The sequence below is a fragment of the Variovorax sp. MSC1_012 genome (assembly GCF_023667525.1).
Taxonomy (GTDB): Bacteria; Pseudomonadota; Gammaproteobacteria; order Burkholderiales; family Burkholderiaceae_C; genus Variovorax; species Variovorax beijingensis_B.
Window position 1 is genome coordinate 44173 of sequence record NZ_CM174443.1, and the last position, 19722, is coordinate 63894.

Genomic DNA, 19722 nt, shown 5'->3' on the forward strand with positions numbered 1-19722 from the left:
AGGGCTTCCCACCGGGTGCGCGCCTTCATGCTGCGGCGCAGCATGCTAGCATCGACTTCCCCTTTTTCGGCCTAGCCTGTTGCCGCGGCCGGGGATTCCGCGAGTACGTCATGAGCAGCAAAACCTCCCTCGAAAAAAGCCGGATCAAGTTCCTTCTGCTCGAGGGCATCCATCCTTCGGCGGTGGAGGTCCTGCGCGCCGCGGGCTACACCAACATCGAGTCGCTGCCGGGTGCGCTCCCCGACGCCGAGCTCAAGGCCAAGATCGCCGACGTCCACTTCCTGGGCATCCGTTCGCGCACGCAGCTCACGGCCGAGGTCTTCGCGGCTGCCCAGAAGCTGGTGGCGGCGGGGTGCTTCTGCATCGGCACCAACCAGGTCGACCTGGAAGCCGCGCGCGAGCACGGCGTGGCGGTGTTCAACGCCCCTTATTCCAACACCCGCTCGGTGGCCGAGCTGGTGCTGGCCGAAGCCATCCTGCTGTTGCGCGGCGTGCCCGAGAAGAGCGCGGTCGCGCACCGCGGCGGCTGGCTCAAGTCGGCCGAGAACGCGTTCGAGATCCGCGGCAAGACGCTCGGCATCGTGGGCTACGGCTCCATCGGCGCCCAGCTGTCGGTGCTGGCCGAGGCGCTGGGCATGAAGGTGGCCTTCTACGACGTGGTCACCAAGCTGCCCCTGGGCAATGCGCACCAGGTGCGCGAACTGCACGACCTGCTCGGCCAGAGCGACATCGTGACCCTGCACGTGCCCGAGACGCAGGCCACCCAATGGATGATCGGCGCGGCCGAAATCGCCGCCATGAAGCCGGGCGCGATCCTGATCAACGCCTCGCGCGGCACGGTCGTCGCCATCGAGCCGCTGGCCGAGGCGCTGAAGCAGAAGAAGCTGCTGGGCGCCGCAATCGACGTCTTCCCGGTGGAGCCGCGCACCAACAAGGACGAATTCCAGTCGCCGCTGCGCGGGCTCGACAACGTCATCCTCACGCCCCACATCGGCGGCTCGACGATGGAGGCGCAGGCCAACATCGGCCTGGAGGTGGCGGAAAAGCTGGTGAAGTACAGCGACAACGGCACCTCGACCTCGTCGGTCAACTTTCCCGAGGTGGCGCTGCCGGCCCACCCGGGCAAGCACCGGCTGCTGCACATCCACCGCAACGTGCCCGGCGTGCTGTCGGAGATCAACAAGATCTTCTCGGACAACAACATCAACATCTCCTCGCAGTTCCTGCAGACCAACGAGAAGATCGGCTACGTGGTGATGGACATCGACGCGGCGTATTCCGACCTGGCGCTGGAAAAGCTGGCCAAGGTGAACGGCACGATCCGCAGCCGCGTGCTGTTCTAGGAGGGCCTTCCCGGTCTTGCTCCCTCTCCCTCCGGGGAGAGGGCTGGGGTGAGGGCCGCGGCATCCACGCCACGACGGGCGCCCGCGCCGTGCCGCCTGCCGGGCGCCCTCCAAACCGGGGCACAACAGCAACACAAGCGCAAGCCATCGCCCCCTGCCCTAAAATCCCACCCCCGGCTAGATGGGCGCGCAGCGCCTGGCCGAGGTGCCACCCCCGATGAATGCTCCGACCGCGTTGACCACGCTGTTGTCGCAGGCCGCAGAGCCTGTACGACTGCGCGAGATCCCCTATAACTACACCAGCTTTTCCGATCGCGAGATCGTGATCCGCCTGTTGGGCGAGCGCGGCTGGGAACTGCTCCAGACCCTGCGCGCCGAGCGCCGCACCGGCCGGTCGGCCCGCATGCTCTACGAAGTGCTCGGCGACATCTGGGTGGTGCAGCGCAACCCCTACCTCGTCGACGACCTGCTCGACAACCCGCGCCGCCGCGGCCAGCTGGTCGATGCCCTCCGGCACCGCCTGGCCGAGGTCCAGAAGCGCCGCACCCCCGACAGCGACTTGCCGCGCGACCAGCTCGTGGGCGAACTCACGGGCCTCGTCGGCGAGGCCGTCGCGGCCTTCGACACCGCCTTTCGCGACGTGGCGGCCCTGCGCCGCAAGGCCACGCGCGTGCTCGGCCGCCTTACGGCCAAGGACAACATCAAGTTCGACGGCCTCTCGCGCGTCTCGCACGTCACCGACGCCACCGACTGGCGCGTCGAATATCCCTTCGTGGTGCTGTGCCCCGACACCGAGGCCGAGATGGCCCTGCTGGTCAAGGGCTGCATCGAGCTGGGCCTGACCATCATCCCGCGCGGCGGCGGCACCGGCTACACCGGCGGCGCCATTCCGCTCACCTGGAAGAGCGTGGTCATCAACACCGAGAAGCTCGAGGCCATGACCGAGGTCGAACTGGTCCCGCTGCCCGGCCTCGACAGCCCCGTGCCCACCATCTGGACCGAGGCCGGCGTCGTCACCCAGCGCGTGGCCGATGCCGCCGAGCGCGCCGGCTACGTGTTCGCGGTCGATCCCACTTCTGCCGAGGCCTCCTGCGTCGGCGGCAACGTGGCCATGAACGCGGGCGGCAAGAAGGCCGTGCTCTGGGGCACGGCGCTCGACAACCTGGCGTCGTGGCGCATGGTCACGCCGCAGGCCGAATGGCTCGAAGTCACGCGCATCGGCCACAACCTCGGCAAGATCCACGACGCCGAGAGCGCCGTGTTCGAGCTGCAGTACTACGCCGCCGACGGCAAGACGAAACTGCGCACCGAGCGCCTCGACATTCCCGGCCGCACCTTCCGCAAGGAAGGCCTCGGCAAGGACGTGACCGACAAGTTCCTCTCGGGCCTGCCCGGCATCCAGAAAGAGGGCTGCGACGGCCTCATCACCAGCTGCCGCTGGGTGGTGCACCGCATGCCGGCGCACACCCGCACCGTGTGCCTCGAATTCTTCGGCAACGCGAAGGACGCGGTGCCGAGCATCGTCGAGATCAAGGACTTCATGTTCGCCCTGCAGAAGCGCTCGGGCGAGAACTCGGAAGGACCAGCTCACTCGCCGGTCCTGCTCGCCGGCCTGGAGCACCTGGACGACCGCTACCTGAAGGCCGTGGGCTACGCCACCAAGTCGAAAAAACATGGCGGCCTGCCGAAGATGGTGCTGTTCGGCGACATCGCGGGCGACGACGCCGATGCGGTGGCGCGCGTCACCTCCGAAGTGGTGCGCATCGCCAATTCGCGCAGCGGCGAAGGCTTCATCGCCATCAGCCCCGAGGCGCGCAAGAAATTCTGGCTCGACCGCAAGCGCACCGCCGCCATCAGCAAGCACACCAACGCCTTCAAGATCAACGAAGACGTGGTCATTCCGCTGCCGCGCATGGCCGAGTACAGCGATGGCATCGAGCGCATCAACATCGAGCTCTCGCTGCAGAACAAGCTCGCGCTCACCGATGCGCTCGAGGCCTTCCTGCTGCGCGGCAACCTGCCGCTCGGCAAGACCGACGACGCGCATGAAATCCCGGCGGCCGAACTGCTCGAGGACCGCGTGGCGCAGGCCGTGGCGCTGGTGCAGGGCGTGCGTGCGCTCTGGGCCGAATGGCTCGCCGATGTCGACACGCTGTTCCCGCAGCTGCAGGACCACACCCTGCGCGCGAGCTGGAAGACCCAGCTGCGCCAGCCGCTGCAGGAAATCTTTTCGGGCGCCGAGTTCACGCCGATCCTGTCTGAGTGCACCGCCATCCACAAGCAGGTGCTCAAGGGCCGCGTGTGGGTGGCGCTGCACATGCACGCGGGCGACGGCAACGTGCACACCAACATCCCCGTCAACAGCGACAACTACGAGATGCTGCAGACCGCGCATGCCGCGGTGGTGCGCATCATGGCGCTGGCGCGCAGCCTCGATGGCGTGATTTCCGGCGAGCACGGCATCGGCATCACCAAGCTCGAATTCCTGAGCGACGAAGAGCTGAAGCCCTTCATGGACTACAAGCAGCGCGTCGACCCCGAAGGCCGCTTCAACAAGGGCAAGCTGCTGCGCGCGCCCGCCGGCGAAGCCGCGCTGCCACATGCCGACCTGACCAACGCCTACACGCCGAGCTTCGGCCTCATGGGCCACGAGTCGCTCATCATGCAGCAGAGCGACATCGGCGCCATTGCCGACAGCGTGAAGGACTGCCTGCGCTGCGGCAAGTGCAAGCCGGTGTGCGCCACCCACGTGCCGCGCGCCAACCTGCTGTACAGCCCGCGCAACAAGATCCTCGCGACCTCGCTGCTGGTGGAGGCCTTCCTGTACGAAGAACAGACCCGGCGCGGCATCAGCATCAAGCACTGGGAAGAGTTCGAGGACGTGGCCGACCACTGCACGGTGTGCCACAAGTGCCTCACGCCGTGCCCGGTGAAGATCGACTTCGGCGACGTGTCGATGAACATGCGCAACCTGCTGCGCAAGATGGGGCAGAAGAGCTTCCGGCCCGGCAACGCGGCCGCGATGTTCTTCCTCAACGCGACCAATCCGCAGACCATCAAGGCGGTGCGTGCGGGCATGGTGGGCATCGGCTTCAAGGCGCAGCGCCTGGCCAACGACCTGCTGCGCGGCCTCGCCAGGAAGCAGACCGCCGCGCCGCCCGCCACGCTCGGCCCGGCGCCGGTCAAGGAGCAGGTGATCCACTTCATCAACAAGAAGATGCCGGGCAACCTGCCGAAGCAGACGGCACGTGCGCTGCTCGACATCGAGGATGCCGACTACGTGCCGATCATCCGCGACCCGAAGGCCACCACGTCCGAAACCGAGGCGGTCTTCTACTTTCCGGGCTGCGGCTCGGAGCGGCTGTTCTCGCAGGTGGGCCTCGCCACCCAGGCCATGCTCTGGCATGCGGGCGTGCAGACCGTGCTGCCGCCCGGCTACCTGTGCTGCGGCTATCCGCAGCGCGGCAGCGGCCAGTTCGACCGCGCCGAGAAGATGATCACCGACAACCGCGTGCTGTTCCACCGCGTGGCCAACACGCTCAACTACCTCGACATCAAGACCGTGGTGGTGAGCTGCGGCACCTGCTACGACCAGCTGCAGGGCTACCAGTTCGACAAGATCTTCCCGGGCTGCCGCATCATCGACATCCACGAATACCTGCTCGAAAAGGGCATCACGCTGGCCGATGCGGGCGGCGGTGGCTACCTGTACCACGACCCCTGCCACAGCCCGATGAAGCTGCAGGACCCGATGAAGACCGTGAAGGCGCTGGTCGGCGACAACGTGCTGAAGAACGACCGCTGCTGCGGCGAATCGGGCACGCTGGGCGTCTCGCGGCCCGACATTTCCACGCAGATCCGCTTCCGCAAGGAGGAAGAGCTCAAGAAGGGCGAGGCCGCCTTGCGCGCGAACGGCCAGGTCGGCGAAAAGGACAACGTCAAGATACTGACCAGCTGTCCGAGCTGCCTGCAAGGCCTCTCGCGCTACGGCAACGACCTGAACAACGGCCTGCTCGAAGCCGACTACATCGTGGTCGAGATGGCCAACAAGATCCTCGGCAAGGACTGGATGCCTGAATACGTGGCCGCCGCCAACCAGGGCGGGATCGAGCGGGTATTGGTATGAAGGTGAAGAACTGTCCCTTCTGCGAAGGCCCCGGCGGCCGCATCGTGTTCGAGGGCGCGAAGCTTCGCGTCATCCATGCCGAGGAGCCCGGCTTCCCGGCCTTCTACCGCGTGGTCTGGCGCGCGCATGCGGCGGAGTTTTCCGACCTCGATGCGGCCGACCGCGTGCTGTGCATGGAGGCGGTGACGGTGGTCGAGCAGTGCCTGCGCGAGCATCTGGCGCCGGCCAAGATCAACCTGGCGGCGCTCGGCAACATGGTGCCGCACCTGCATTGGCATGTGATTGCGCGGTTCGTCGACGACACCCATTTTCCGGGTTCCGTCTGGGCGCCGGTGCAGCGCGAAGCCAATGCGGCCCAGGAAGCCGCCGTGGCCGCGCGCCTGCCTGCACTCGAGAGTGCGATGATGGCCCGATTGGGCACAAGGAGTTTCTGATGGCAGGTTTGCAAGCCGGCGCACCGACGCCGCAATCGATCACCGTGCACGGCCAGTCGCGCATGCTCGAGGTCGGTTTCTCGGACGGCGCCACATTCCGTATTCCGTTCGAGCTGATGCGCATCTACTCGCCGTCGGCCGAAGTGCAGGGCCACGGCCCGGGCCAGGAAATCCTGCAGACCGGCAAGCGCGAGGTCGAGCTGGTCGACCTGAAGCCGGTCGGCAACTACGCCGTGCAGCCGGTCTTCAGCGACGGTCACGACACCGGCATCTTCTCGTGGAACCTGCTGTACGAACTCGGCGCCAACCAGGCCGCGCTCTGGGCCGAATACGAGCGCCGGCTTGCCGCCGCGGGCGTCGACCGCGATGCGCCGATGATCGACAAGGGCGGCTCCGCCTGCAGCAGCCACTGACACGCCGACCCCACTCGCTACTGAAAAGATAGCCTCGCACGCAGGCGGCGCGCGCCCTGCCGCGCCCCGCTATTTGAAGAAAAAGCAACAAATGCCCGCCGTCGCCGCAGGGTCGCCTTCTTGAGGTGTGTGCTTCCGGCCTAATATCAGACCAATGAGCACCACCCACTTCGGCTTCGAAAAGGTCGACGAAAGCGAGAAAGCGCAACGTGTGCGCGGCGTCTTCGATTCCGTCGCCACGCGCTACGACCTCATGAACGACCTGATGTCGATGGGGCTGCACCGCGCCTGGAAGGCCTACACCGTGATGGTGGCCAACGTGGGCGAGGGCTCGCGCGTGCTCGACATCGCGGGCGGCACCGGCGACCTCGCGCTGGCCTTCTCGAAGAAGGTGGGCGCCAGCGGCCAGGTGGTGCACACCGACATCAACGAAGCCATGCTGCGCACCGGCCGCGACCGCCTGCTCGACGCGGGCGTGGCACTCCCCACGCTGGTGTGCGATGCCGAGAAGCTGCCATTCCCCGACAACCACTTCGACGTCGTGACCGTGGCCTTCGGCCTGCGCAACATGACACACAAGGACCTTGCGCTGAAGGAAATGAACCGCGTGCTCAAGCCGCGCGGCAAGCTGCTGGTGCTCGAGTTCTCGAAAGTCGCCAAGCCGCTCGCCAAGGCCTACGACTGGTATTCGTTCAACGTCCTGCCGCGCCTGGGCAAGCTGGTGGCCGGCGACGACGCCAGCTACCGCTACCTGGCCGAATCCATCCGCATGCATCCCGCGCAGGACGAACTCAAGACCCTCATGAAAGAGGGCGGTTTCGGGCATGTGGACTATCACAACATGACGGGTGGCGTGGTCGCCCTTCATGTTGGAATCAAATGTTGATGACGCGAATTCTTCGCTCAAAAGAGGAGACGACATGAAAAGTTTGAGTTCTTTGTTCCTGGCTTGCGTGCTGGCCCTGGTCAGTGTTCAGGCAGACGCAGCTCGCATCGGCGGCGGCAAGTCGGTCGGCCGCCAGTCGTCCAACGTGACGCAGCGTGAATCCGCGGCACCCACTGCTCCCGCGCAGCAAAGCGCGACCAATGCGGCGCCGAGGCCCGGAACGCCGGCACCTGCCGCCGCGGCGCCCAAGCGCCCCTGGGGCGCGATGCTCGGCGGGTTGGCCGCCGGCCTGGGCCTGGCGTGGCTCGCAAGCTCGCTGGGCCTTGGCGCCGGCTTTGCGAACATCCTCCTGATCGGCCTGCTGGTGATGGCCGGGCTGTTCGCCTGGCGCATGTTCAAGGCGCGCTCGGCAGCGTCGTCGGGCGCTAATCGTCCGGGCGGTTTCGCCTTCGAAGGTGCCGGCAACCCGGCAAACGCCAGCGCCCCCGCGCAGTACAGCCCCGCCAATGTCGGCAACGACGCTTCGGCGCGGCCCTGGGAACGCAACACCGCCGCTTTCGACGCCACGCCCGGGCATGGCAGCAGCCTTTCCGCGGCAGGCGCGGCGGCCGGCGGCAGCATGATCGGCTCGGCGCTCTCGGGCTCGCAGTCGTGGGGCATTCCGGCGGGCTTCGACGTGGACGGCTTCCTGAGCGCCGCCAAGCGCAACTTCGTGACGCTGCAGGACGCATGGGACCGCGCCGACGTCACCATGCTGCGTTCCATGATGACCGACGACATGGTCGAGGAAATCCGCAGCCAGCTGGCGGACCGTGCAAGCCACACCGGCGGCGCCTCGAACAAGACCGAAGTCGTCATGCTCGACGCCAAGCTGCTCGGCATCGAGGAACTGGCCGATGCCTACCTCGCGAGCGTGGAGTTCTCCGGCATGATCCGAGAAGACGCTTCGGCCGGCCCGGGCCCGTTCCGCGAAGTCTGGAACATGACCAAGCCCACCAGCGGCACCAGCGGCTGGCTGGTGGCGGGCGTGCAAGCCCTGCAGTAAGCGCATTCCGGCGGCCGCGGGGCCGCCAGCAGAACCGATAATGGGGACATGGCTACACCATCGTCCCCATTTTCTTTTCTCGACGACCTGTTCAATCGCATCGGCGAGCGTCTGCAGCCGCCCGCCTGGGCGGTGCACGAGATCCAGCACCGCGCGGTGCTGTTCCTGAACCATGTGCTGCAGCAGGAACCCGAGGCCCAGCAGCGGCTGCTGAGGCAGCAGGGGCGGGTGGTGCGCTTCCAGTGGCGTTTCGTGACGATGGAGATGGTGGCCACGCCGGCCGGCCTGCTCGACCTCGCGCCCGCCGGCTCGGTGCCCGAGCTCACGCTCACCGTCACCGACGAATCCCCCTTCGAGCTGGCCCGCGCCACGCTGCGCGGCGGCAAGCCCTCGGTACAGATCATTGGCGACGTGCAGCTCGCCGCCGAGGTCAACTGGCTGGTCGACCACGTGCGCTGGGACGTCGAGGACGACCTCGCCCGCCTCGTGGGCGACGTGCCGGCGCACACCATTGCCAATGGCGCACGCCGGGTCGTGGACGCACTGCGCCAGTTCGTCGGCGGTCGCAAGCCCCCGCAGGCCGGCGGTCCGTCGACCGGCTCGGCGAGCACGGCCGAATGAGGCGCTTCTACCGCGGAATCTTCATCGTCTGGGTCGCACTGCGCTACGGCCTGGACGAGCTCGTGCTCACGAGCTTCCAGAAACCCTGGCTGCGCGTGGTGGCGCGCATCGTCTCCATCGGCCGCAACCTCGACGCGCCCCGCGGCCAGCGCCTGCGCGAGGCGCTCGAACGCCTGGGGCCGATCTTCGTCAAGTTCGGCCAGGTGCTGTCGACCCGGCGCGACCTGCTGCCGCCCGACATTGCCGACGAGCTCGCCTTCCTGCAGGACCGCGTGCCGCCGTTCCCTTCGGCGGTGGCCATCGCCACCATCGAGCGCGCATTCCGCCGCCCGGTGGGCGACGTGTTCGTGCAGTTCGACGAGACGCCGATCGCCAGCGCGTCGATCGCCCAGGTCCACTTTGCGACCATCCGCACCGACGAAGGCGAGGTGCGCGAGGTCGCGGTCAAGGTGCTGCGCCCCAGCATGCGCGGTGTGATCGAGAAAGACCTGGCGCTCATGGCCATGATGGCCGGCTGGGTCGAGAAGCTCTCGCCCGACGGCAAGCGCCTGAAGCCGCGCGAGGTGGTCGGCGAGTTCGACAAGTACCTGCACGACGAGCTCGACCTGGTGCGCGAGGCGGCCAACGCGGCCCAGTTGCGCCGCAACATGGCCTCGCTCGACCTGGTGCTGATTCCCGAGATGTTCTGGGACTTCTGCCATCCCGAGGTGATCGTGATGGAGCGCATGAACGGCGTGCCCATTGCCCAGCTCGACCGCCTGCGCGCGGCCGGCGTCGACATTCCCAAGCTGGCGCGCGACGGCGTCACGATCTTCTTCACCCAGGTGTTCCGCGACGGCTTCTTCCACGCCGACATGCACCCGGGCAACATCCAGGTGAGCCTCGCGCCGGAGACCTTCGGGCGCTACATTTCGCTCGACTTCGGCATCATCGGCACGCTGACCGAGTCGGACAAGGAATACCTGGCGCAGAACTTCGTGGCCTTCTTCCGGCGCGACTACAAACGCGTGGCCGAGCTGCACCTGGAGAGCGGCTGGGTGCCCGAGGGCACGCGCATCGACGAGCTCGAAGGCGCGATCCGCACCGTCTGCGAGCCGTACTTCGACCGGCCGCTGAAGGAAATCTCGCTCGGCATGGTGCTGATGCGCCTGTTCCAGACCTCGCGCCGCTTCCACGTCGAAATCCAGCCGCAGCTGGTGCTGCTGCAAAAGACCCTGCTCAACATCGAGGGCCTCGGCCGCCAGCTCGATCCGGAACTCGATCTCTGGCACACCGCCAAGCCCTTCCTCGAGAAGTGGATGGTCGACCAGATCGGGCCGAAGAAGCTGTTCCAGCAGCTCAAGGCCGAGGCGCCGCGCTATGCAAAACTGCTGCCCGAATTGCCGCGCCTGCTGCACGATTTCCTGGAAAATCGGCCCGCCGACCACCGCCGCGAGCTGCTGGAACTGCTGGCCGCCCAGAAGCGCACCAACCGGCTGCTGCAGACCATCATCTACGGTGGCATAGGATTTGTATTGGGGTTGCTCGCCATGCAATTGCTGATGCGCGTGAAATTGTTCTAGAGGAGTGTCCCCGTGCTGCTGACGCTGGTTGTCGTTTATCTGCTGGTCACCATCGCGATCGGCCTGTACGCCGCCAAGCGGGTGAAGAACACCACCGACTTCGCCATCGCGGGGCGGCACCTGCCGCTCTACATGATCGTGACGACCACCTTCGCGACCTGGTTCGGCTCCGAAACGGTGCTCGGCATCCCGGCCAAGTTCATCGAGGGCGGCCTGAACGGCGTGGTCGAAGACCCGTTCGGCGCGGGCACCTGCCTGATCCTGGTCGGCCTGTTCTTCGCGGGCAAGCTCTACCGCATGACGCTCCTGACCATCAGCGACTACTACCGCGAGCGCTATGGCCGCGGCGTCGAGGTGGCCTGCTCGCTCATCATCATGCTGAGCTACCTGGGCTGGGTGTCGGCGCAGGTCACGGCGCTGGGGCTGGTGTTCAACGTGCTCTCCGCCGGTGCCATCTCCATTCCGGCGGGCATGGTGATCGGAGTGCTCTCGATCCTGGCCTACACGCTGTTCGGGGGCATGTGGTCGGTGGCCGTGACCGATTTCATCCAGATGATCATCCTGGTCGCGGGGCTGACCGGCATCGCCGTGTTCGCCGGCAACATGGCCGGCGGCGCCGACAAGGTGGTGGCTTTCGCGGTCAGCAAGGAGCTCTTCAAGTTCTGGCCCGAGCCCAACTGGCACGACATGGTGTTCTTCTTCGCGGCCGCCATCACGATGATGTTGGGCTCCATTCCGCAGCAGGACGTGTTTCAGCGCGTGATGTCGGCCAACAGCGTCAAGGCCGCGAGCCGCGGCCCGGTGATCGGCGGCGTGGCGTACATCCTGTTCGCCTTCGTGCCGATGTTCCTGGTGGCGAGCGCGCTGCTGATCATGCCGGAGCAGACCGCCGCGCTGCTGAAGGAAGATCCGCAGAAGGTGCTGCCCACGCTGGTGCTCGAGAAGATGCCCTTCGTGATGCAGGTGCTGTTCTTCGGCGCGCTGCTGTCGGCCATCAAGTCGACCGCGTCGGCCACCCTGCTGGCGCCGAGCGTCACGTTCACCGAGAACATCTGGCGCCAGTTCCGGCCCGCGGGCACCGACCGCCAGAACCTCATGACCATGCGCATCACGGTGCTGGTCTTCAGTGCCGCCGTGCTGGCCTATGCCATCCGCATGCAGGGCACGCCCATCTACGAACTGGTGTCTGGCGCCTACCAGGTGCCGCTGGTCGGCGCCTTCGTGCCGCTGGTGTTCGGGCTCTACTGGCGCCGCGCCACCACGCAGGGCGCCATCGCCTCCATTGTGCTGGGCATCGGCACCTGGCTGCTGTTCCTGGCCATGCCCTGGGGCAGCGAATTCCCGGCCCAGCTGGCCGGTGTGCTGGCCTCCTTTGCCGGCATGGTGGCCGGATCGCTGGCACCCCAGTGGGTGGCCAACACCCGCACGCCGCACCGGATGCTGGCTGTCTAGGGCGTCCCCCCGAAGCGCGGGGCGCCCTTATAATCGAGGGCTTTGCGAGCGGCCTCTGCTTCGTTTTTGCGCCGCTTTTCCACTCAATTCCATGCCCATCTACGCCTACAAGTGCAGCGCCTGCGGCTTCGCCAAGGACGCCCTGCAGAAAATGTCCGATGCACCGCTCACGGTGTGTCCGGCGTGCGGCGCAAGTGCATTCGAGAAGCAAGTCACCGCCGCCGGTTTCCAGCTCAAGGGTTCCGGCTGGTACGTGACCGATTTCCGCGACGGCGGCGGCAAGAAGGCCGAGCCTGCAACCGCGGCTGCCGCGGCCAAGAACGGCGACGCCGCCGCTGCGCCCGCCACGACCGCGGAAGCTTCCAGCCCAGCGCCTGCGCCGGCCCCAGCACCCAGCCCCGCGCCGGCGCCAGCGGCTGCCGTCAAGAGCGACTGAGAACGCCCCATGCTCGCCCTGCGCAAATGGCTGTTCTCCGGCTTGCTGGTGATCGTTCCGCTGTTCATCACCCTGGCGGTGCTGAAGTGGATCATCGACACGCTGGACCAGACGCTCTGGGTGCTGCCGGCGGTCTGGCAGGCATGGCTGCACGACAACAATGTGCGCGGCCTCGGCGTGCTGCTTACCCTGGCCATCCTGCTGGGCGTGGGCGCCATTGCGAGCAATTTCGTGGGCAAGCGCCTGCTTGGATGGGGCGACGCCGTGGTGCGGCGCATTCCGGTGGTGCGCTCGATCTACTCCAGCGTCAAGCAGGTGTCCGACACGCTGTTCTCCGAGAATGGCAACGCCTTCCGTACGGCGGTGCTGGTGCAGTGGCCCCGCGAGGGGGTCTGGACCATCGCCTTCGTGACCGGCATGCCCGGCAGCGACGTGGTGGAGCACCTGGGCGGCGGCGACTACCTCAGCGTCTATGTGCCGACCACGCCCAATCCCACGGGCGGTTATTTCGTGATGCTCAGGCGCAGCGACTGCATCGAACTCAAGATGAGCGTGGACGAAGCGCTCAAGTACATCGTCTCGATGGGGGTGGTCGTCCCCGGCGGCCCCTCGTCCATCGCGAACAAGTAAAACGCGCCTTCGCGGCGCCGGAATCCAAGATATGGCCATGCGTACTCACTATTGCGGTCTTGTGACCGATGCCCTGATGGGCCAAACCGTCACCCTGTGCGGCTGGGTCAACCGCCGCCGCGACCATGGCGGCGTGATCTTCATCGACGTGCGCGACCGCGAAGGCTACGTGCAGGTGGTGTGCGACCCCGACCGCGCCGCCACCTTCGCCGTGGCCGAGAACCTGCGCAACGAGTTCTGTGTGCAGATCACCGGCCTGGTGCGCGCCCGCCCCGAAGGCACCACCAACGACCAGCTCAAGAGCGGCAAGATCGAAGTGCTGTGCCATGAGCTCAAGGTGCTGAACCCGTCGGTCACGCCGCCGTTCCTGCTGGACGACGACAACCTCTCGGAAACCACGCGCCTCACGCACCGCGTGCTCGACCTGCGCCGCCCGGCCATGCAGCGCAACATGATGCTGCGCTACAAGGTGACGATGGAAACACGCAAGTTCCTCGATGCCAACGGCTTTATCGACATCGAGACCCCGATGCTCGGCAAGTCCACGCCCGAAGGCGCGCGCGACTACCTCGTGCCCAGCCGCGTGCACGACGGCAGCTTCTTCGCGCTGCCGCAGTCGCCCCAGCTCTTCAAGCAGCTCCTGATGGTGGCCGGCTACGACCGCTACTACCAGATCGTGAAGTGCTTCCGCGACGAGGACCTGCGCGCCGACCGCCAGCCCGAATTCACGCAGATCGACATCGAGACCTCGTTCCTCGCCGAAGAAGAAATCCGCGAGATGTTCGAAGGCATGATCCGCACTGTGTTCCGCAACGCCGCAGGCATCGACCTGCCGGTGTTCCCGACCATGACGTACGGCGACGCGATGTTCAAGTACGGCTCGGACAAGCCCGACCTGCGCGTGAAGCTCGAGTTCACCGAACTCACCGAACTCATGAAGCGCGTGGAGTTCAAGGTGTTCTCGAATGCCGCCACCATGCAGGGCGGCCGCGTGGTCGCGCTGCGCGTGCCGGGCGGCGGCGCCGAGGGCGGCCTCTCGCGCGGCGAGATCGACGCCTACCAGGAGTTCGTCAAGATCTACGGCGCCAAGGGCCTGGCCTACATCAAGGTCAACGACGCCGCGGCCGGCCGCGAGGGCCTGCAGAGCCCCATCGTCAAGAACCTCGACGATGCTTCGCTGGCCGAGATCATCGCCCGCACCGGTGCCCGCAACGGCGACATCCTGTTTTTCGGCGCCGACAAGGAAAAGGTCGTCAACGACGCCATCGGCGCGCTGCGCGTGAAGATCGGCCACAGCGCCTTCGGCAAGAAGGCCGGCCTGTTCGACGACCGCTGGGCGCCGCTGTGGGTGGTCGACTTCCCGATGTTCGAGTTCGACGAGGAAGGCCAGCGCTGGAGCGCCGTGCACCACCCGTTCACCGCGCCGAAGGACGGCCATGAAGACCTCATGGACACCGCGCCCGAAAAGTGCATTGCCAAGGCCTACGACATGGTGCTCAACGGCATCGAAATGGGCGGCGGTTCGGTGCGTATCCACCGCGAGGAAGTGCAGAGCAAGGTGTTCCGCGCGCTCAAGATCAGCGCCGAGGATGCGCAGCTCAAGTTCGGCTTCCTGCTCGACGCGCTGCAGTACGGCGCGCCGCCGCACGGCGGCATCGCCATCGGCCTGGACCGCCTGGTCATGCTCATGACCGGCGCCGAGTCGATCCGCGACGTGATCGCCTTCCCCAAGACCCAGCGCGCGCAGGACCTGCTCACGCAGGCGCCGAGCCCGGTCGACGAGAAGCAGCTGCGCGAACTGCACATCCGGCTGCGCAACGTCCAGACAGCATGATGCTCGCCCCCAGTCTGCGCGCACTTCGTGTCGCTTCGCCAACCCCCTACCGGGGGCAACACCAGAGGCCCGGCGAAGCCGGTTCCTCGGTGTTCCGCGAAGAAAACTGAGCGTCTCCGATGACGACTGGTTCTCGGCCCTGGAAGATTCCGGAGTCGGTGCTGGTCGTCATCCATACGCGGGCGCTCGAGGTGCTGCTGATCCGCCGCGCCGATGCCGAGGACTTCTGGCAGTCCGTCACCGGCAGCAAGGACTTGGCCGACGAGCCGCTGGCGCTCACCGCGGCGCGCGAGGTGGCCGAGGAAACCGGCATCCAGTGCGGGGAGGGCAGCCCGCTCGCATCGCAGCTGGTCGACTGGCAGCTGCGCAACGTCTACGAGATCTATCCGCGCTGGCGCTCGCGCTATGCGCCCGGCGTGACGCACAACACCGAGCACCTGTTCGGCCTGTGCGTGCCCGAGCGCGTGGTGCCCACGCTGGCGCCGCGCGAGCACACCCACTGGAAGTGGCTGCCCTACCGCGAAGCGGCCGATGCCTGCTTTTCCCCGTCGAACGCCGAAGCCATTCTGTTGCTGCCAGAATTTGCACGATGAACCTCCCGGCATACAACCTTCGGGTCGCCACCTACAACATCCACAAGGGTGTGCAGGGCATCGGGCTGGCCCGGCGCCTGGAGATCCACAACCTGGGGCATGCCATCGAGCAGCTCGATGCCGACATCGTCTGCCTGCAGGAGGTGCGCAAGATGAACCGGCAGGCGGCGCTTCGCTTCGAGCGCTGGCCCGAGCTTCCGCAGGCCGACTTCCTCGCGCCCGAGGGCTATACCGCCGTCTACGAAACCAACGCCATCACGCGCCACGGCGAGCACGGCAATGCGCTCCTGACCCGCTGGCCGGTGATCCGCACCGGCCACCAGGACATCTCCGACCACCGCTTCGAGCAGCGCGGCCTGCTGCACGTCGTCATCGAGGTGGAGGGGCGGCCGGTGCATGCCATCGTGGTGCACCTGGGGCTCATCAAGGGCAGCCGCGTGCGGCAGGTTGCGCGGCTGCGCGAGTTCATCGAACGCGAGGTGCCGGCCGGCGAGGCGGTGGTCGTTGCCGGCGACTTCAACGACTGGGGCGCACGCATGCGCTACGCCATGAACGCCATGGGCCTGCGCGACACCAGCGACCTGCGCGGGCCGCGAACGCTCACTTACCCTTCGCGCCTGCCGGTGGCGCAGCTCGATTTCGTCTACGGGCGCCAGCTCGAGCCGGTGGCCTGCTCGGTGCCGCGCGGCCCGATCTGGGCGCGCATGTCCGACCACCTGCCGCTGGTGGCCGATTTTGCGCTGGCATGAATGGCGCTTGCGCAGTGTTCCCCGCCGGCCCCGGCTGGAATGCGTTCGCTGATACCATGCGCGGATGCTGAGGAAAACCGACGTGGAACCGCGCCCTGACGGCAACAACGACGACGAGGGCACGCCCGTCTCGGTGAAGATCCGCGAGCGGCTGGCCGCCGCGCGCAAGCGCTTCAATGCCAACGACAACATCGCCGAGTTCATCGAACCCGGCGAGCTCGAAGCCTTGCTCGACGAGGTCGAGGTCAAGATGAAGGGCGTGCTCGAGAGCCTGGTGATCGACCTCGAGAACGATCACAACACCGGCAACACCGCGCGCCGCGTGGCCAAGATGTACCTGAACGAAGTGTTCAAGGGCCGCTACGTGGCGCCGCCTTCGCTCACCGAATTCCCGAACGCCGAGCACCTGAACGAGCTGATGATCGTCGGCCCGATCACCGTGCGCAGCGCCTGCTCGCACCACTTCTGTCCGATCATCGGCAAGCTGTGGATCGGCATCATGCCCAACGAGCACACCAACGTCATCGGCCTGTCGAAGTACGCGCGCCTTGCCGAATGGGTGATGGGCCGGCCCCAGATCCAGGAAGAGGCGGTGGTGCAGCTGGCCGACCTGATCCAGGAAAAGACGCAGCCCGACGGCCTTGCGCTCGTGATGGAAGCCGAGCATTTCTGCATGGCCTGGCGCGGCGTGAAGGAAATGGACAGCAAGATGATCAACTCCGTCATGCGCGGCGTGTTCCTGAAGGACCCGAGCCTGCGCCGCGAATTCCTTTCCCTTTTGCCGAGACGGAGCTGAACATGCTGGTCCGACTTCTCTACGCCAGCCGCGCCGTCGATACCAGCCCCGAGGCCGTCGAAGCCATCCTCGCGCAATCGCGCGCGCACAACACAGCCTGCGGCATCACCGGCATTCTTTGCTATGGCGCGGGCACCTTCCTGCAGGCCATCGAAGGCGGGCGCATGGCCATCAGCGAGCTCTACGGTCACATCCAGCGCGATGCGCGCCACAAGGACGTGGTGCTGCTGCACTACGAGGAAATCTCCGAGCGCCGCTTCGGCGGCTGGACCATGGGGCAGGTCAACCTCTCCAAGCTCAATGCTTCGACGCTGCTCAAGTACTCGGAAAAGCCCGAGCTGAATCCTTACGCGGTGTCGGGCAAGGTCTCGCTCGCGCTGCTCGAAGAATTGATGGCCACCGCCGCCATCGTCGGGCGCCACTGAACCCCGTTTTTCCGGGGTGCCGCTTTCCGCCTTCGCTCTGATCCTGCTCGCCGGGATCATTCATGCCAGCTGGAACATCGCCGCCAAGAAGGCGAACGGCGATGCGCGCTTCGCGTTCCAGAGCGGCGTGTTCATGGCCATTGTGTGGGCGCCCGTGGGCATCGCGCTGGGCTGGCGCGTGGTGCCGGGCTGGGGCTTGCGGGAGTGGGGCTTCGTCGCGCTGAGCGGCGTGCTGCACGTCTTCTACTACGTCATCCTGCTGCGCGGCTACCGCAAGTCCGACCTCACGGTGGTCTATCCGCTCGCGCGCGGCTCGGGCCCGCTGCTGTCGTCGCTGATCGCGATCCTGTTCCTTGGCGAGCGCATCAGCCTGGTGGGCGTGGCGGGCATCGCCGGCGTGGTGCTCGGCGTGTTCCTGGTGGCGGGCGGCCCGGGCCTCTGGCGCAAGACGCATGACCCTGCTCAGCGCGCGCGGGTGCACAAGGGCATCCGCTACGGCGTGCTGACCGGCGCCTTCATCGCGGCCTACACGGTGGCCGACAGCTATGCCGTGAAGTTCCTGGCGATGTCGCCGATCCTGCTCGACTACTTCAGCAACTTCGTGCGCGTGGGGCTGCTGCTGCCCGCGGCGCTGCACGACCGCGCCGCCACCGCGCGGATGTGGCGCGCGCAGTGGAAGTACGCACTGCTGGTGGCGGCGATCAGCCCGGTTTCCTACGTGCTGGTGCTCTACGCGGTGCAGCAGGCGCCCATTTCCCACGTCGCGCCGGCGCGCGAAGTCTCGATGCTGTTCGCTGCGCTGATCGGTGGCCATCTGCTGCGCGAGGGCGACCGCCTGCTGCGGCTGCTGGGCGCCGGCTTCATCGCGGCCGGCGTGGTGGCGCTCGCGCTGGGGTGAGGACGATGAGCCCGGCGCTGCTGTTCGGCTGCGATTTCTCTTGCGCACCCACGGCGCGCAAGCCGATCGTCGTGGCTGCCGGCCGTGCAGGCAGCATCGGCGATGCGGGCGAACTGGTGCTGGTCGGCCTGCAGCGCTTCACGGCGCTCGATGCCTGGGCCGCGTGGCTGCGCAGCGAACCCGCATGGATCGGCGGTTTCGATTTTCCGTTCGGGCTTCCGCGCGAGCTGGCGGAGCATCTGCATTGGCCGCGGGAATGGAATGCGCTCATGAGCCACTATGCGAGCCTGAGCCGCGCTGAGATCCGCGCCACCTTCGCGGCCTTCTGCGCCGCCCGCCCGGTCGGAGGCAAGTTTGCACACCGGGCGACCGACGGACCTGCGGGTTCGAGCACGTCGATGAAATGGGTCAATCCGCCCGTGGCTTTCATGCTCCATGCGGGCGTGCCGCCGCTCTTGGATGCGGGCGCGAGCCTGCCGGGGCTGCACGTCGGCAGCAACGGCAGCCGCGTGGCACTCGAGGCCTATCCGGGGCTGCTCGCGCGCGAGCTGATCGGCCGCCGCAGCTACAAGAACGACGAATCCGCAAAGCAGACGCCCGAGCGGCTGGCCGCGCGCACCGACCTGCTCGCGGCGCTCGAAGCCGGCACCACGCGGCTCGGCCTGCGGCTGGCGCTCAGCGGCGCTCAGCGCGCCGAGCTGCTCGGCGATGCCCGCGGCGACCACATCGATGCGGTGCTTTGCCTCGTGCAGGCCGCCTGGAGCGCGCAGCGCGCTTCCACGCCCGGTCCGGGCTACGGCTTGCCGGAGCGGTTTGATCCGCTCGAAGGCTGGATCGTCACGGCTTGACCCTTCCGTCCTACAGGGTTTCGCGCCGACGGCCATCCCTGCCGGTTCGATCCGAAAGCTAGAGTGAGCCGTGGTCCCTTCGGACCACGCCTTTTCCTGCTCCCTGCGAGCGACTGGAGGATTTCAAATGAACAATATTCGTCGAACAACCATCGCCATGCCGCCTTCGCGCGCATGGCTCACCGTGCTGCTGGCCGGTACCGCGCTGACCCTCGCCGCGTGCGATGACGCAGGCAACCGCACCGCGGGCGAGAAGCTGGACAGCGCCATCGAAAAGACCGAAAAGGCGGCGGACACCGCCGCCGCCAAGACCGCGGAAGCCCTGAAGGACGCGAAGGCGAAGATCGACGCCTCCGGCACCGCCGCCGAGGTGAAGGACGCCGCGAAGAGTGCCGGCGCGGCCGTGAGTGCCACGGTGGACGATGCCGCGATCACCTCGTCGGTGTCCGCGGGCCTTGCCAAGGATCCGGACCTGAGCGCGATCAAGATCGACGTCGACACCAAGGGCGGCGTCGTGAGCCTGAAGGGCCCCGCACCCACGGCGGCCGCCAAGGCGCGCGCCGAGGAAATCGCCAAGGGCGTGCAAGGTGTGACCTCGGTGAACAACCAGCTCGAGGTCAGAAGCTGACCT

Annotated in this window: 19 protein-coding genes; all 19 read left to right on the plus strand. The window is 66.9% G+C overall.

Going from position 1 to position 19722, the window contains the following annotated elements; genetic code table 11:
• The first annotated feature begins 110 nt into the window (after positions 1-110).
• A complete protein-coding gene (serA, locus tag L1081_RS00230; RefSeq protein ID WP_489414656.1) occupies positions 111-1343 on the plus strand; it encodes a phosphoglycerate dehydrogenase in 1233 nt (410 codons plus the stop codon).
• Between the two features lie 217 nt (positions 1344-1560).
• Positions 1561-5469, plus strand: a complete 3909-nt coding sequence (locus L1081_RS00235) for a DUF3683 domain-containing protein (protein WP_489414657.1) — start codon at positions 1561-1563, stop codon at positions 5467-5469.
• On the plus strand, positions 5466-5903 hold the full coding sequence (locus tag L1081_RS00240; protein ID WP_489414658.1) for an HIT domain-containing protein: 438 nt from the start codon (positions 5466-5468) through the stop codon (positions 5901-5903). Before L1081_RS00235 ends, L1081_RS00240 begins: the two co-directional genes overlap by 4 nt.
• Positions 5903-6316, plus strand: coding sequence for a gamma-butyrobetaine hydroxylase-like domain-containing protein (locus L1081_RS00245; protein ID WP_489414659.1), 414 nt, complete (start codon positions 5903-5905; stop codon positions 6314-6316). Before L1081_RS00240 ends, L1081_RS00245 begins: the two co-directional genes overlap by 1 nt.
• Before the next feature lie 154 nt (positions 6317-6470).
• Positions 6471-7202, plus strand: a complete 732-nt coding sequence (gene ubiE, locus L1081_RS00250; protein ID WP_015866903.1) for a bifunctional demethylmenaquinone methyltransferase/2-methoxy-6-polyprenyl-1,4-benzoquinol methylase UbiE — start codon at positions 6471-6473, stop codon at positions 7200-7202.
• A 34-nt stretch (positions 7203-7236) separates the two neighbouring features.
• Complete coding sequence (locus L1081_RS00255) at positions 7237-8247, plus strand: TIM44-like domain-containing protein (RefSeq protein ID WP_489414660.1); 1011 nt, start codon at positions 7237-7239, stop codon at positions 8245-8247.
• A 48-nt stretch (positions 8248-8295) separates the two neighbouring features.
• Positions 8296-8868 carry a ubiquinone biosynthesis accessory factor UbiJ gene (locus tag L1081_RS00260; protein ID WP_124956670.1) on the plus strand — a complete coding sequence of 191 codons (573 nt, stop codon included), beginning with the start codon at positions 8296-8298 and terminating at the stop codon, positions 8866-8868.
• Complete coding sequence (ubiB, locus tag L1081_RS00265) at positions 8865-10430, plus strand: ubiquinone biosynthesis regulatory protein kinase UbiB (protein ID WP_489414661.1); 1566 nt, start codon at positions 8865-8867, stop codon at positions 10428-10430. The genes L1081_RS00260 and ubiB overlap by 4 nt, the downstream gene beginning before the upstream one ends.
• Before the next feature lie 12 nt (positions 10431-10442).
• Complete coding sequence (locus L1081_RS00270; RefSeq protein ID WP_489414662.1) at positions 10443-11882, plus strand: sodium:solute symporter family transporter; 1440 nt, start codon at positions 10443-10445, stop codon at positions 11880-11882.
• 91 nt (positions 11883-11973) lie between these two features.
• Complete coding sequence (locus L1081_RS00275) at positions 11974-12318, plus strand: FmdB family zinc ribbon protein (RefSeq protein WP_489414663.1); 345 nt, start codon at positions 11974-11976, stop codon at positions 12316-12318.
• 9 nt (positions 12319-12327) lie between these two features.
• Positions 12328-12948 carry a DUF502 domain-containing protein gene (locus tag L1081_RS00280; protein ID WP_124956662.1) on the plus strand — a complete coding sequence of 207 codons (621 nt, stop codon included), beginning with the start codon at positions 12328-12330 and terminating at the stop codon, positions 12946-12948.
• A 31-nt stretch (positions 12949-12979) separates the two neighbouring features.
• Complete coding sequence (aspS, locus tag L1081_RS00285; RefSeq protein ID WP_489414664.1) at positions 12980-14782, plus strand: aspartate--tRNA ligase; 1803 nt, start codon at positions 12980-12982, stop codon at positions 14780-14782.
• A 119-nt stretch (positions 14783-14901) separates the two neighbouring features.
• Complete coding sequence (nudB, locus tag L1081_RS00290) at positions 14902-15375, plus strand: dihydroneopterin triphosphate diphosphatase (protein ID WP_489414665.1); 474 nt, start codon at positions 14902-14904, stop codon at positions 15373-15375.
• Positions 15372-16124 carry an endonuclease/exonuclease/phosphatase family protein gene (locus L1081_RS00295; protein WP_319427396.1) on the plus strand — a complete coding sequence of 251 codons (753 nt, stop codon included), beginning with the start codon at positions 15372-15374 and terminating at the stop codon, positions 16122-16124. Before nudB ends, L1081_RS00295 begins: the two co-directional genes overlap by 4 nt.
• A 64-nt stretch (positions 16125-16188) precedes the next feature.
• Complete coding sequence (gene folE, locus L1081_RS00300) at positions 16189-16920, plus strand: GTP cyclohydrolase I (RefSeq protein WP_489414666.1); 732 nt, start codon at positions 16189-16191, stop codon at positions 16918-16920.
• A 2-nt stretch (positions 16921-16922) separates the two neighbouring features.
• On the plus strand, positions 16923-17345 hold the full coding sequence (locus L1081_RS00305; RefSeq protein WP_489414667.1) for a BLUF domain-containing protein: 423 nt from the start codon (positions 16923-16925) through the stop codon (positions 17343-17345).
• A gap of 16 nt (positions 17346-17361) precedes the next feature.
• Positions 17362-18243, plus strand: coding sequence for an EamA family transporter (locus L1081_RS00310; protein WP_489414668.1), 882 nt, complete (start codon positions 17362-17364; stop codon positions 18241-18243).
• 5 nt (positions 18244-18248) lie between these two features.
• Entirely contained in the window at positions 18249-19091 is an 843-nt protein-coding gene (locus L1081_RS00315) for a DUF429 domain-containing protein (RefSeq protein WP_489414669.1), read from the plus strand.
• Positions 19092-19218: 127 nt separating this feature from the next.
• Positions 19219-19719 carry a BON domain-containing protein gene (locus L1081_RS00320; protein ID WP_489414670.1) on the plus strand — a complete coding sequence of 167 codons (501 nt, stop codon included), beginning with the start codon at positions 19219-19221 and terminating at the stop codon, positions 19717-19719.
• Positions 19720-19722: the final 3 nt, after the last annotated feature.

Bases quoted from the DNA above. Each gene is read 5' to 3' on its own strand.
- L1081_RS00295 (WP_319427396.1), top strand. From the start codon at position 15,372: ATGAACCTCCCGGCATACAACCTTCGGGTCGCCACCTACAACATCCAC.
- ubiB (WP_489414661.1), top strand. From the start codon at position 8,865: ATGAGGCGCTTCTACCGCGGAATCTTCATCGTCTGGGTCGCACTGCGC.
- nudB (WP_489414665.1), top strand. From the start codon at position 14,902: ATGACGACTGGTTCTCGGCCCTGGAAGATTCCGGAGTCGGTGCTGGTC.
- L1081_RS00260 (WP_124956670.1), top strand. From the start codon at position 8,296: ATGGCTACACCATCGTCCCCATTTTCTTTTCTCGACGACCTGTTCAAT.
- L1081_RS00235 (WP_489414657.1), top strand. From the start codon at position 1,561: ATGAATGCTCCGACCGCGTTGACCACGCTGTTGTCGCAGGCCGCAGAG.
- L1081_RS00255 (WP_489414660.1), top strand. From the start codon at position 7,237: ATGAAAAGTTTGAGTTCTTTGTTCCTGGCTTGCGTGCTGGCCCTGGTC.
- serA (WP_489414656.1), top strand. From the start codon at position 111: ATGAGCAGCAAAACCTCCCTCGAAAAAAGCCGGATCAAGTTCCTTCTG.
- L1081_RS00275 (WP_489414663.1), top strand. From the start codon at position 11,974: ATGCCCATCTACGCCTACAAGTGCAGCGCCTGCGGCTTCGCCAAGGAC.
- L1081_RS00280 (WP_124956662.1), top strand. From the start codon at position 12,328: ATGCTCGCCCTGCGCAAATGGCTGTTCTCCGGCTTGCTGGTGATCGTT.
- L1081_RS00305 (WP_489414667.1), top strand. From the start codon at position 16,923: ATGCTGGTCCGACTTCTCTACGCCAGCCGCGCCGTCGATACCAGCCCC.
- L1081_RS00320 (WP_489414670.1), top strand. From the start codon at position 19,219: ATGAACAATATTCGTCGAACAACCATCGCCATGCCGCCTTCGCGCGCA.
- ubiE (WP_015866903.1), top strand. From the start codon at position 6,471: ATGAGCACCACCCACTTCGGCTTCGAAAAGGTCGACGAAAGCGAGAAA.
- L1081_RS00315 (WP_489414669.1), top strand. From the start codon at position 18,249: ATGAGCCCGGCGCTGCTGTTCGGCTGCGATTTCTCTTGCGCACCCACG.
- L1081_RS00240 (WP_489414658.1), top strand. From the start codon at position 5,466: ATGAAGGTGAAGAACTGTCCCTTCTGCGAAGGCCCCGGCGGCCGCATC.
- aspS (WP_489414664.1), top strand. From the start codon at position 12,980: ATGGCCATGCGTACTCACTATTGCGGTCTTGTGACCGATGCCCTGATG.
- L1081_RS00245 (WP_489414659.1), top strand. From the start codon at position 5,903: ATGGCAGGTTTGCAAGCCGGCGCACCGACGCCGCAATCGATCACCGTG.
- folE (WP_489414666.1), top strand. From the start codon at position 16,189: ATGCTGAGGAAAACCGACGTGGAACCGCGCCCTGACGGCAACAACGAC.